Source organism: Leclercia sp. UBA2479, from assembly GCF_002341985.1.
Taxonomy (GTDB): domain Bacteria; phylum Pseudomonadota; class Gammaproteobacteria; order Enterobacterales; family Enterobacteriaceae; genus Enterobacter; species Enterobacter pneumoniae.
Map to the genome: position 1 here is coordinate 20,127 of NZ_DDPB01000010.1, position 12,977 is coordinate 33,103.

Here is a 12,977-nt window from a genome sequence, read left to right on the forward strand (position 1 = left end):
GGAATGTTGATCAGGGGTTCACATGCAGGGCACAAAAATTCGACTCTTAACCGGCGGTTTGCTGATGATGGCAGCAGCCAGTTACGTGCACGCTGATGCGCTCCAGCCCGATCCTGCATGGCAACAGGGGACGCTGGCGAACGGCTTCCAGTGGCAGGTCCTCTCGACGCCTCAGCGTCCCAGCGATCGGATTGAAATCCGCCTCTCGGTAAATACGGGCTCCCTGACGGAAAGCACGCAGCAGACCGGCTTTAGCCACTTTATCCCCCGGCTGGCGCTGACCCAAAGCGGCAGCCTGCAGGCTGTGCAGGTGCGTTCACTGTGGCAACAGGGCATCGACCCGAAACGCCCACTCCCGCCTGCCGTGGTCTCTTATGACTACACCATGTTTAACCTCAGCTTGCCGAACAACCGTAATGATTTGCTCAAAGAGGCGCTGACCTGGCTCTCGGATACCGCAGGCAACGTCTCCATTACCCCTGAAACCGTTAACTATGCGCTGAGCAACAGTGACATGGTTGCCACCTGGCCGGCGGATACCAAAGAGGGCTGGTGGCGCTATCGCCTCAAGGGGTCAACGCTGCTCGGCCACGATCCGGCGGAGCCGCTGAAGCAGCCGGTTGATATTGAACAGGTTAAATCTTTCTACCAGAACTGGTACACCCCGGATGCGATGACCCTGATTGTGGTGGGTAACGTCGACGCCCGTGCGGTAGTAGAGCAGATCAATAAAACCTTCGGCGAACTGAAAGGTAAACGCCATACGCCGGCGCCAGTGCCGACCTTGTCGCCGCTGCGTGCCGAGCCCGTCAGTATCATGACCGACACAGTGCGTCAGGATCGTCTCTCAATCATGTGGGATGGCCCGTGGCAGCCTATTCGGGATTCCGCAGCCCTGCTGCGTTACTGGCGTGCAGATTTAGCTCGTGAAGCGCTGTTCTGGCATGTTCAGCAGACGCTTAGCAAGAACAACACTAAAGATATCGGTCTGGGCTTTGATTGCCGGGTGCTGTTCCAGCGTGCACAGTGCGCCATTAACGTCGAGTCGCCGAACGATAAGCTGAACGCGAATATGGCGGTGGTGGCGAAAGAGCTGGCGAAGGTACGTGACAACGGGCTGCCGGTAGAAGAGTTTAACGCGCTGGTGGCGCAAAAGGGCCTTGAGCTGCAAAAGCTGTTTGCCACCTATGCGCGCACAGATACCGATATCCTGATCAGTCAGCGTATTCGCTCCCTGCAAAATCAGGTGGTGGATATCGCGCCGGAGCAGTATCAAAAGCTGCGCCAGGACTTCCTGAGCGGCCTGACGGTGGAGATGCTGAACCAGGATCTGCGTTCGCAGCTTTCACAGGATATGGCACTGATTCTGCTGCAGCCGAAGGGCGAGCCTGAGTACAACATGAAAGAGCTGCAAGAAACCTGGAGTAATATTATGGTGCCCGCGCAAAGTGCGGCTCCCGTTGTTTCTGGCGATCATCAGGACGTGACGGATATTCCGCAGGCGCAGTAAGGTGGGCGCGTTCGCGCAAAGATAAACGGTGGTAATGCCGATCGGTTAAGCGCGGTGGAATTGTTCCGTTCACCTCATGTTCAGCAGAATATGGCATTACACCACCCGTGAACGTGACAAGGGGGACCGCCGGGTCCCCCTTGTCAATCCCCGCGGCCCCGCAACGAAATCGGTGCTTCGCACTGCGCTCACCTCCCGACCTCCTGCCTGCGGTCGGCTCAACTCGACATCCCTGTCTCGCTTCGCCTCTGGCCGCCATCCCTGGCGTCCAGCCCTTGTCATCCGGTCTCCGGTTCGCCGATTTCAGCGGGGAGTCAACACCCGTGCCCCGGTCAGGCCGCAGAGTGGCCGACAAAAAGCAGAGATGCCTTAGTGAACGGAACCTTTCTACTTCAGTGACATAGAAATACCGGATTGCTTAACCGATCGGCATTATAACCCAGGGTAGCCGTTTTTTAGTGCGGCATCGCCTCACGGGGAATAATCGCCCCGCGATACTGAATCACCGTACTGGCGGTGAGGTGGCCGCGCTGGGCTGCCGCTTCCGGCGTGCCGCCTGTCAGGCGTACGGCCAGATAACCGGCGCTAAATGAATCGCCCGCGGCCGTAGTATCAATCACTTTTTCCTTCGCCAGCTTCACTGCCGGAACGTCGATAACCGGCTGACCGGCAACCGCGACCAGACAGGAATCGGCACCGCGCTTGATCACCACCTCAGAGACGCCTGCCGCCTGCGTCCGGGCAATCACCTCATCCACCGGCTTTTCGCCCCACAACGCATCTTCGTCGTCGAGGGTTAAGAAAGCGATATCGGTACATTGCAGCATCTGGGAGTAGACCTGCTGCGTCTCTTCGCGGCTGGCCCACAGACGTGGACGGTAGTTGTTATCGAAGATTACTTTGCCACCATTAGCCCGGCATTCACGCAGCAGAGAGAGCAGCTTATCACGGCTGCCCTGGCTCAGGATGGCGAGGCTGATGCCGCTCAGATAGAGATAGTCGAACGTAGCCAGCTCTTCGCAAATGCGCGCCGCGTCCTCGCTCTCCAGCCAGAACTTCGCCGCCGCTTCATTGCGCCAGTAGTAGAAGGTACGCTCGCCAGTGCTGTCGGTTTCGATGTAGTAGAGGCCAGGCAGGCGATTTTCCATGCGCTGAGTCAGGGAGGTATCGACGTTCTCCGCCTGCCAGCTCTCCAGCATCTGCTGGCTGAAATTATCGGTACCCAGTGCCGTGACATAGTTCACTGACAGCGCATCAGGGGAGACCTGACGGGCAATGTAGACCGACGTGTTCAATGTATCGCCACCAAAGCCGCGGCTCACTTCCGCGCCTTTTTGGGAGAGTTCAATCATGCATTCGCCAATGACGGCAATCTTTTTGGACATAATCTTGAACCTGAAGAGTGAAATTAGAGGTAGTGTGCTCTGGCACCGTTTAGTGGTCAACCATATTAAAACGACGTTCCATTATTTTTTTGAACTGGAACAGGTTCCGCTTCAGTTTCTGTCATCAGAATTTCATTTTCGCCTGCAACCAGCCTTAAAGTTCTTATCTCCTGCGCCGATAACCTTTGACGAGTCCCGTCAGCTCATCTCCCATTCAACAGGACATCTGAAATGAAGTTACAGCAGGATATCCAGCGGCTAGTTGTTCCTCAGGCAAGTATTGAGAACTTGCAGGAGCATCGCTACTGGCTGCAATGTGAGCGCGCTTACACCTGGCAGCCCATCTATCGCATTGATGGCACGCTGATGGCCGTTGAGATCCTGACCATCGTGACGCATCCGTCAACGCCCGATCAGCGTATCGCGCCGGATCGCTACTTTGCGGAAATTCCGGTGCGCAAACGTCTGGATGTGCTGGAAGAACAGCTCACCATGCTGGCGGAAAAGCAGCCCTTTTTCATGCAGCATAAGATCCTCGCTTCGGTAAACGTCGATGGCCCTACGCTGATGGCGGTGCGTCAGGATGAGACGTTAAAGCAGCTCATCGCTACGCTGCCGTGGATCCGCTTTGAGCTGGTTGAGCATATACGCTTACCGCAAGATTCGACCTTCGCTGCAATGTGCGAGTTTGCTCCGCTGTGGCTGGACGACTTCGGTACCGGCATGGCCAACTTCTCGGCTCTGAGCGAAGTGCGCTATGACTACATCAAAGTGGCGCGCGATCTCTTCATCATGCTGCGCCAAACACCGGAAGGGCGGAATCTGTTCACCCTGTTGCTTCAGTTGATGAACCGCTACTGCCAGGGGGTCATTGTCGAGGGCATCGAGACGCTGGAAGAGTGGCGAGACGTGCAAAGCTCTCCGGCCGCTGCTGCGCAGGGTTACTTCCTCTCACGCCCCGTCCCGATGGACACGCTCGAAAACGTCATCCTTACTCTGTAGGTTTTGGCTGCTTCCCATAATAGTGCGTGAATGACGCGCTATTACCGGACGCAGCCGCCGCTTTCCCGTTGCCTGCGCTATATTCTAGAAAGGCAAGCGAAAAAGGGAGTGCGGAATGACCAAGACAACAAAGATAATCACCTGGTCGCTAGGGATCTTCTTGTTGTTGATTGTGGTGATAATCGTCATTATTGCGACGTTTGACTGGAATCGCCTCAAACCGACCATCAACCAGAAAGTCTCGACTGAGTTAAACCGGCCCTTCGCCATTCGTGGTGATTTGGGCGTAGTGTGGGAGCGCCAGAAAGAGGAAACCGGCTGGCGCAGCTGGGTTCCATGGCCACACATCCATGCTAACGACATCATCCTCGGCAACCCGCCGGATATCCCCGAAATTACCATGGTGCATCTGCCGCGCGTAGAGGCCACGCTGGCGCCGCTGGCGCTGTTCACTAAAACGGTCTATCTACCGTGGATCAAGTTGCAACAGCCGGATGCCCGGCTGATCCGTCTGTCGGAAAAAAAGAACAACTGGACCTTTGATCTGGCGGGGAGTGACGAAGAAAAAGATCCCAACGCCAAACCGTCCTCCTGGTCTTTCCGCTTGGATAATATCCTCTTCGATCGCGGACGGATCGATATCAACGATGCGGTGACGAAGGCAGATATTGAGATCTTTGTCGATCCGCTGGGTAAACCGTTGCCCTTTAGCGAAGTGACGGGAAACAAAGGCAAAAAAGATAAGGTCGGTGATTACGTCTTTGGCCTGAAGGCGGAAGGGCGCTACAACGACCAGCCTTTAAGCGGCAAGGGTAAAATTGGCGGTATGCTGGCCCTGCGAAGCGAAGGCACGCCGTTCCCGGTGCAGGCTGATTTCCGCTCTGGCAATACGCGGGTGGCCTTCGTTGGCACGGTAAACGACCCGATGAAAATGGGTGGCGTTGATCTCCAGCTGAAATTTGCCGGTGATTCGTTGGGCGAGCTCTATGAGCTGACTGGCGTGCTGCTGCCCGATACTCCACCGTTTGAAACCGACGGTCATCTGGTCGCGAAAATTGATACCGAAAAGTCGTCGGTCTATGACTATCGCGACTTTAATGGCCGCATCGGCGACAGTGATATCCACGGCTCGCTGACCTACACCACAGGCAAGCCGCGGCCGAAGCTTGAAGGGGATCTGGAGTCCCGGCAGCTGCGCCTTGCCGACCTGGGCCCGCTGATCGGGGTGGATTCGGGCAAGGGTGCCGAGCGCGCGAAACGCGCCGAGCAGAAAAAGGGTGAGAAAAGCGCTCAGCCTGCCGGCAAGGTGCTACCAAACGATCGTTTTGAAACAGATAAATGGGATGTGATGGATGCCGATGTGCGTTTCAAAGGCCGCCGTATTGAACATGGCAGCAGCCTGCCCATTAGCGATCTCTCGACCCATATCCTGCTGAAAAATGCCGACCTGCGCCTGCAGCCGCTGAAGTTCGGCATGGCGGGCGGAACCATCTCTTCAAATATTCATCTGGAAGGGGATAAGAGCCCTATGCGTGGGCGGGCAGATATTCAGGCGCGGCGGCTGAAGTTAAAAGAGCTGATGCCTGACGTCGAATTAATGCAGAAAACCCTCGGTGAAATGAACGGTGATGCTGAGATCCGCGGTACCGGTAATTCCGTGGCTGCTCTGCTGGGTAACGGCAACGGTAACCTGAAGCTGCTGATGAACGATGGACTGATCAGCCGTAACCTGATGGAGATCCTCGGCCTGAATGTGGGCAACTTTATCATTGGTCAGATTTTTGGCGATGATGAAGTGCGGGTGAACTGCGCGGCGGCCAATATCGATCTGGTCAACGGCGTTGCCCGACCGCAGATCTTCGCCTTCGATACGGAGAATGCGGTCATCAACGTGACGGGCACCGCCAGCATGGCCTCTGAGCAGCTCGACCTCACCATCAATCCGGAAAGTAAGGGCATCCGTATCGTTACGCTGCGCTCGCCGCTGTACGTACGCGGAACCTTTAAAAATCCGGATGCGGGGGTGAAAGCCGGGCCGTTGATTGCCCGTGGTGCGGTGGCCGCGGCGCTGGCAACGCTGGTAACGCCGGCGGCGGCGCTGCTGGCGTTGATTTCACCGTCTGAAGGGGATGCGAATCAGTGTCGGAATATACTGGCACAGATGAAAAAGTAAGGCGCAGGACGTAAAAAAAACGGCAACCCACAGGTTGCCGTTTTACGTTTACAGCGACTGATGCCGCGTTTCGTGCGTCAGCAGCAAGGCAATCAGCGTCAGAGCTGCCATCGCGGCCAGGTAGACACCCACGTAGAACAGTCCGTAGTTTGCCTGTAACCAGGTGGCGATGTAGGGCGCCACGGAAGCCCCCAGAATCGACGAGACGTTATAGGAGAACGAGGCACCGGTATAACGCACTTCAGTCGGGAACAACTCAGGCAGAAGCGCACCCATCGGGCCAAAGGTCAACCCCATCAGGCTTAGGCCAATCAGCAGGTAGGCCATCACCAGCGCCGGGCTGCCGGAACCCAGCAGCGGCGGGAAGACGAACAGCGCAAACAGGATAATCAGCGAGGTGATGGTGATCATGCTCGCGCGGCGGCCAAATTTATCCGCCAGCAGGCCAGCGATAGGTACCATCACGCCAAAGCCAATCACCGCCATCATCAACATCCACAGCACTTCATTACGCGGCAGCCCCAGGCCGACCGGCGCAGGCGCGGTGCTATAGGTCATGGAGTAGACGGTCATGATATAGAACAGGGTATAAGTTGCCAGCATGATAAAGGTGCCGAGCACGGTCACGCGGACGTGTTTGGTCAGCAGGGTACCCATCGGCACTTTTACCTGCTTTTTGGCCGCTGCGACTTTGGCGAATACTGGCGTCTCGTGCAGTGAGACGCGCACATACAGGCCAATCAGCACCAGCACGGCAGAGAAAATAAACGGAATACGCCAGCCCCAGCTCATAAACTGCTCATCATTCAGCAGCCAGGAGAGCAGCAGGAAGGTCCCGTTAGCAAAGAAGAAGCCAATCGGGGCACCCAGCTGCGGGAAGGAGCCGTACAGTGCACGTCTACGTGCGGGGGCGTTCTCGGTGGCCAGCAGCGCCGCGCCGCCCCATTCACCGCCCAGACCCAGACCCTGGCCAAAACGTGCCAGCGCCAGCAACACCGGCGCCAGAATGCCGATGGTCTCGTAAGTGGGCAGCAGGCCGATGGCGACGGTAGAGATCCCCATGGTCAGCAGCGAAGCAACCAGCGTGACTTTGCGGCCAATACGGTCACCAAAGTGACCAAAGAGCGCGGAACCAATCGGCCGCGCCACAAAGGCGATGGCAAAGGTCGCCAGGGACTGCAGCGTCGCGGCGGTCGGGTCGCCCTGCGGGAAGAAGATATGTGGAAAGACGATAACCGCAGCGGTCGCGTAAATGTAGAAGTCGAAAAACTCGATGGCGGTGCCAATCAGAGAGGCGACAACGACTTTGTTACGTGAGTTAACCGGGGCGTTTTCCTGTTGTGAATCGAGAGTTGTGGTTGTGGCCTGCATAAACTTTTCTTATTTTTGGCGAACGAACGGCCATATTACGCACAGCAAAAGCGACATTTCAATCTGTAACAAACCCGGCGGAAGGGCAAAAAAGCAGCAAAAAGGGGATAATGTTCAGCCTGCTAAAATAGCTTCTATGAAATGCTTCACATAAATTTAAACTTGGTGGAAAAAACTGGTTTTTGGTTAAATAAAAGTTACAGGCTGGATTTATATGCTGAAATGATGGATCGGGCTGAAATTTTGCGTTTTTATTCAGCCCGATGATGTCACTAGCGGTGGGTTTTACCCGGCATTCGCCGGTCATCTTTGTACTCGGCGGTGGCGATCCACGCTGCGCAGAACAGGGTCAGACGCGCAAAGAAGTAGAAGAATGCCATCAGCCCCAGCACCGAACCAAAGGCGGCGCCAGAGGGGGATTTCACCAGCGAAGGCAGCGTATAGGTCATCACGATTTTGATGATCTCAAAACCGATAGCGGCAATCAGCGTACCCCGCATCAACGCCTTACGACGGGGCCGATGGCGTGGCAGGCGCCAGAAGATCCAGAAGAAGAGCAGATAGTTCGCCAGGATTGAAATAGCTAATCCAATCAGTCGCCACGCGGGTTTTAGCCACTCAATATTATCAAGATAGAGCGCTGAGATAATCATCTGCTGTGCCGAACCGGCCACCGAGGTGATAGAGAGAGTGACAATCAGCGCCACCAGCAGGCCAATCAGCGAGATAAAATCACGGAAGTATTTCAGCCAGATCTTCTCCTGGTCCTGCGGCGTGCGCTCCCAGACGTCACGCGACTGGGCGCGGATCGCCTCGCGCAGGTTCCCCATCCAGTTAATACCCGAGTAGAGTGCAATCAATAGCCCGACAATCCCTACCGTGGTGCGCTGCTGGATCGCAGTATTAATGGTGCTTTTCAGGGTGGAGGCAAGCGTCGGATCGCTAACGTTCATCAAGATTTTACCGAAGATATCCTGCAGCAGGGTCGGATGCGACGCGAGCACAAAGCCTGCTGCCGCAAAGGAGACCATCAGGATGGGAATCATCGATAAAAACGAGAAGTAGGTAATGGCGGCGCCAAACTGATTACCCAGCCGATCGTTAAATCGCTCGGTGGCTCGCAGGATGTGGGCAATCATTGGGCGCTGCTGTACGAGCTGAACCAGCAGCTTCGCTTTTTCGACCAGGCTTCCCGCACTGCTTACATCGTGGCTTGTCACTTCCGCGTTTTCTGATGCCGCGGAAGGTGGGGTGGTGTCCATTTTTTTGACTGGTTCGTAATCCAGTTCCTGTACAGGGCGTTGCTGGTTGTTGTCCGGCATCGGTGACGTTTTCCTTTTCGGTACGCAGGATGTTCCTGAAATTATATACCCTAAATAATTCATGCTGCTTGCTACGGCCCCGGCGGCTAAGGTTCGGGGGAGCGAATCACAGGCCAACGCCTGGGCAGCGTGAAGTATCACGGGTACAAATTCAGTCTAGTCTACGTACGCCTTCATTAATTCTGTTAGCCACTCCATAAACAGGCGAACCCGGCGGGAGAGGTTGCGGCGGTGGGGATAAATTAGCGAAACCGGCATCGGGCCCGGACGATATTGTGGCAGGATCTCCAGCAGCTTTTTGGCGCGCAGCGCGTCGCGAGCCCCGACGCGTGGCACCTGAATAATCCCCAGACCCGCCAGAGCGGAGGCGTGATAGGTTTCGGTACTGTTCACCGTCAGGATGCCGCCGGTTTTAACCCAGCGGGTGCTTTCACCGTCATAATATTCAAAGCCCTGCGGGCGACTCCCCAGATTGAGCGCATAATGCACCACCGCGTGAGAGGCTAAATCGTCCAGCGTCTCCGGATAGCCAAAACGCGTCAGATAATCGGGGCTGGCGCAGTTGATGACCGACAGTTTGCCCAGCGGGCGTGCAATAAGACCAGAATCTTTCAGAGTGCCGACGCGCACCACGCAGTCGAATCCTTCCCGAATCACATCCACCAGACGGTCACTACTGCTCAACTCCAGTTCGATACCGGGATACTGCTGTAAAAACTGGGGCAGTCGCGGGATGACTAAATTTCGTGCAATGGCCACCGGCATATCCACCCGCAGTCGTCCGCTGATGCTGGCAGGGTCGAGCAAAAAAAGACCATCCAGTTCGTCGAGGTTTGCCAGCAGATCTTTTGCCCGCTCGTAATAGACCATTCCGTCCTGCGTAAGGCTGACGCGGCGCGTGGTTCGGTGCAGCAATTGCGTGCCAAGCCCGTTCTCCAGCGCCTGGATTTGCCGGGATACGCTCCCTTTAGGCAGGCCTAAAGAGTCCGCTGCGCGAGAAAAACTCTCCAGTTCCGCGACGCGGATGAAGAGCTGCATTGCGTGAATTTTATCCATAGGTTGCGCTCATTGTTGTTAAAAATGAAACAGTAAAGCGTTACTGGCTACCTTTATTGATTTTCTATCACCTAATAAGCTCTTTCTCAACGACCACAACAGCCGAAACGAGGTTTCTTATGAGTGAACGTATAGCCATTGTGACTGGCGGCAGCCGGGGATTGGGAAAAAACGCGGCGCTGAAGCTGGCTGCGAAAGGTGTCGGAATTATCCTCACCTGGAATAGCAGTCAACAGGAAGCGCTCGATGTTGTTCGCGAAATTGAGCAAAAAGGGGTGAAAGCCGCAGCGTTACAGCTGAACGTCGGCGAAGTTGTCGGCTTCGAACATTTTGCTCAGCAGGTCGGGGAGACCCTCAGGCAGCACTGGCAGCGCGACAGCTTCGACTATTTATTGAACAATGCTGGGGTGGGTTTATATGCCCCCTACGTTGAAACCAGCGAAGCGCAATTTGATAACGTCATGAACATCCATTTAAAAGGTCCGTTTTTCCTGACGCAGCGTCTCCTGCCACTGATGAGAGACGGGGGGCGAATTTTGAACGTCTCTTCCGGGCTGGCACGCTTTGCGCTCCCCGGGTCCAGCACCTATGCAGCGATGAAAGGGGCGATGGAGGTGTTAACCCGCTATCAGGCGAAAGAGCTGGGGGAACGCGGCATTAGCGCCAATATCATCGCGCCAGGGGCGATTGAAACTGATTTCGGTGGCGGCATGGTACGTGATAATGCCGAGCTGAATCAGCAGATCGCCGCGCAAACCGCGTTGGGGCGCGTAGGTTTGCCGGATGATATTGGTGATGCTATCGCCGCGCTGCTCAGCGATGAGCTGGGCTGGATGAACGCCCAGCGCATTGAAGTCTCGGGCGGTATGTTCCTGTAAGCCGGTTACGCCTGCTGATACTCTTTTTTCAGCAGGCCAAACAGCCAGTCATTATGCCACCGGCCAGCCAACTGATAATTTTCTCGCAGCTCGCCTTCCAGCACAAAACCCTGCTTCTCCAGCAGCCGCCTGGAGGGCAGGTTTCCGGCCGTCACGGTGGCAGTTAACCGGCGAATTCCCCCCTCGTTAAAGGCAAAATCACACACCGCTTTTAACGATTCAAAGCCATATCCCAGACCCTGCGCCTGCGGGGCGAATAAGAATCCCACCTCGGCAATATCCTCTTCATGATGCAGATATCCCGTTACGCCCAGTGGCGTCTGGCTGAGGGTGTCCCGAACCAGCAAGCATAACCAGTGCGCGCTGCCGGGCGTCCACTCGGGCAGGCGGGATTCAAAGGCCTCCCGGATCGCCGTTTCCGGGCGGTTATCTGCAACGTAGCGCATCACGTCCGGGTCTTGCTGAAGCGCCAGGAAAAAGGACCAATCCGCTTCGCCCAGCGGCGAGCAGGTTAAACGCGGGGTATGCAGTACCGGCATCAGGCTTATCCCATAAATTGTGTTAATGATTATACGGCTGTCACTGTAATACCATAGATTCTCAGGTATGGTTAAGCCTGTATAAATAAAAGAAAAAAGTCGCACAGAGACGACTTCATATCTGTTTTCATTTTACGGAAAGGAAAATGATGACCCTCAGCAAAACGCATCACGTCCGGGAACAGTTTGAACACTGTCTGGGTATCATTCGTCAGGCGTCGGTGGAGATCCTGCTGCTCCTGAAAGTGCATGTATCGGAAGGCAAGGATCCCCGCTGGTTTCTGGAACAGCTGGATAACGCGCGCCTCGGCCTGGGCGGTTGGGCGGCGGTGGCGAAGCGGCTACACCTGAACGACGCTGAAATGTCGAACTTCACGCTCCAGCTGCGTCTGCTGCAACAGCGTGTACCACAGTATGAGAGTGGACAGGATGTCAGCGACAACCAGCTGATTGCGGCGACGCGTTTTGTCACGGCCCTTGAGCATGTGCGCCAGCAACAGCCCCTGCTGACCTACAGCACCGAGCTTGCCCCGGCGGATGAGGCGCAACAGCTGCAGGCGCAAAAGCAGGTGCGCGCAGTCGAGATGATGCTGAAAGCGCTGGTGCTGAAAGCCTGGCCCGATCCTACGCGTCTGAACAATCACCTAAAAACCCTGTTCAGTGCCGATCAGGTTCGACGCTGGCTACGACAGGGCGAACGCAACGATGTGCTGAGCGGCATGAAATTCAGCGAGCTGGCGCTGATGGTCGTGGATAAAAAGGAGTTTTCCCGCTATTACGCTGCACTTTTCAGCGATCAGCACCATCTCACCCTGCTGGTGGAGCCGCGAAAAACGCTGCAAACCTTCCTCGACGATATACGCCAGATCCGTAATACGCTGCTGGCCGGAGAGGCCTTGACCCCGGCACAGATTGTCTTAATGGACAGCTACTACGACCAGATTGCCAGCCCGGTGCAGCGTGCCTTTGAGCAGGGGCGTACCCGGGTTAATCCGGCAGCGTTGCTGGCGGTGGAGACCAACGACCTGCACCGCTTCTGGGAGCATGCGCAGCAGAAAAACAAGGCGGCCGGCGGCGATAGCGATGAAATTGGTGAGAATATCGATAAACCGCAACGACGGGCAGAGCGCACGCCGGAGCAGCGCGATCAGCTTATCTCCGGGCTGCTCTGGGGGGCGGTCGGGGTCATGGTGCTGGCGATGCTGGCAGGGGGCGTCTGGCTCTTCGTTGGCGATTCGCAGCCCCGGGCCGCGGAAGTGGTCGTTCAGACCCAGCAGCCCGAAGATATGCGTGACACCCCTTCATCGCGGGACACGCTGACGCGGATGGGCATCACCTGGGATGAGAACAACTTCCGTTCGGCCATCGATCGTAATGATGCCCGCGTGGTGCAGCTCTTTCTGAAAGGGGGGATGGACTGGAAAGTCTCCTGGACTGAGCAGGCGCACTCGGCGGGTAACGTTGCCGTACTGGAGATGTTGATGCGCTATCGCCTGCAAATGACGGAGCAGAAGCCCTGTCGGCGATTTATCACTACCCTGAGCCATGCCATGTCATCCGGCGAGAAGCTCACGAGCACGCGCAAAACCTGGCTACAGGCCTTTTGCACCGTGCCGGCGGTAGTGGCGCGTCAACGTTACGAGGTTGAGCAGGCCACCCGCCGGGCGCAGGCGCAGCCGGATGCCAGCAGCAAAAAGTGGCAGGGTATCCAGACGGAAATTTATGAAGTGATTCGCTAGCG

At 56.2% G+C, this 12,977-nt stretch carries 10 protein-coding genes; 5 read left to right on the plus strand and 5 right to left on the minus strand.

Going from position 1 to position 12,977, the window contains the following annotated elements; all coding sequences use genetic code 11:
* Window positions 1-22: 22 nt before the first annotated feature.
* A complete protein-coding gene (locus B3B59_RS16055; protein WP_286809541.1) occupies window positions 23-1,510 on the plus strand; it encodes a M16 family metallopeptidase in 1,488 nt (495 codons plus the stop codon).
* Window positions 1,511-1,965: 455 nt separating this feature from the next.
* Here B3B59_RS16055 and B3B59_RS16060 read toward each other — a convergent pair whose 3' ends face one another.
* Window positions 1,966-2,895 (minus strand): sugar kinase, encoded by a 930-nt coding sequence (locus B3B59_RS16060; RefSeq protein ID WP_212478368.1) that lies wholly within the window; start codon window positions 2,893-2,895, stop codon window positions 1,966-1,968.
* A gap of 231 nt (window positions 2,896-3,126) precedes the next feature.
* Between B3B59_RS16060 and pdeH the strand changes: the two genes are divergently transcribed.
* Window positions 3,127-3,897, plus strand: a complete 771-nt coding sequence (pdeH, locus tag B3B59_RS16065) for a cyclic-guanylate-specific phosphodiesterase (protein WP_046886820.1) — start codon at window positions 3,127-3,129, stop codon at window positions 3,895-3,897.
* Between the two features lie 115 nt (window positions 3,898-4,012).
* On the plus strand, window positions 4,013-6,070 hold the full coding sequence (locus tag B3B59_RS16070; RefSeq protein WP_046886819.1) for an AsmA family protein: 2,058 nt from the start codon (window positions 4,013-4,015) through the stop codon (window positions 6,068-6,070).
* A 48-nt stretch (window positions 6,071-6,118) separates the two neighbouring features.
* Here B3B59_RS16070 and B3B59_RS16075 read toward each other — a convergent pair whose 3' ends face one another.
* The 3 genes from B3B59_RS16075 to B3B59_RS16085 form a co-directional block, all read right to left on the minus strand.
* Window positions 6,119-7,441, minus strand: coding sequence for an MFS transporter (locus B3B59_RS16075; protein ID WP_286809542.1), 1,323 nt, complete (start codon window positions 7,439-7,441; stop codon window positions 6,119-6,121).
* Window positions 7,442-7,713: 272 nt separating this feature from the next.
* Window positions 7,714-8,763 carry an inner membrane protein YhjD gene (yhjD, locus tag B3B59_RS16080; RefSeq protein WP_046886817.1) on the minus strand — a complete coding sequence of 350 codons (1,050 nt, stop codon included), beginning with the start codon at window positions 8,761-8,763 and terminating at the stop codon, window positions 7,714-7,716.
* 156 nt (window positions 8,764-8,919) lie between these two features.
* Entirely contained in the window at window positions 8,920-9,819 is a 900-nt protein-coding gene (locus tag B3B59_RS16085; RefSeq protein ID WP_040078179.1) for a LysR family transcriptional regulator, read from the minus strand.
* A 119-nt stretch (window positions 9,820-9,938) separates the two neighbouring features.
* On the opposite strand from B3B59_RS16085, the gene B3B59_RS16090 reads away from it, so the two are divergent.
* Window positions 9,939-10,697, plus strand: coding sequence for an SDR family NAD(P)-dependent oxidoreductase (locus tag B3B59_RS16090; RefSeq protein WP_286809543.1), 759 nt, complete (start codon window positions 9,939-9,941; stop codon window positions 10,695-10,697).
* A gap of 5 nt (window positions 10,698-10,702) precedes the next feature.
* Here the strand turns inward: B3B59_RS16090 and B3B59_RS16095 are convergent, their stop codons facing one another.
* Complete coding sequence (locus B3B59_RS16095; RefSeq protein WP_046886815.1) at window positions 10,703-11,236, minus strand: GNAT family N-acetyltransferase; 534 nt, start codon at window positions 11,234-11,236, stop codon at window positions 10,703-10,705.
* A gap of 149 nt (window positions 11,237-11,385) precedes the next feature.
* Here B3B59_RS16095 and B3B59_RS16100 point away from each other — a divergent pair, with 149 nt between their 5' ends.
* Window positions 11,386-12,975 (plus strand): STY4199 family HEPN domain-containing protein, encoded by a 1,590-nt coding sequence (locus tag B3B59_RS16100; RefSeq protein ID WP_046886814.1) that lies wholly within the window; start codon window positions 11,386-11,388, stop codon window positions 12,973-12,975.
* Window positions 12,976-12,977 lie beyond the last annotated feature (2 nt).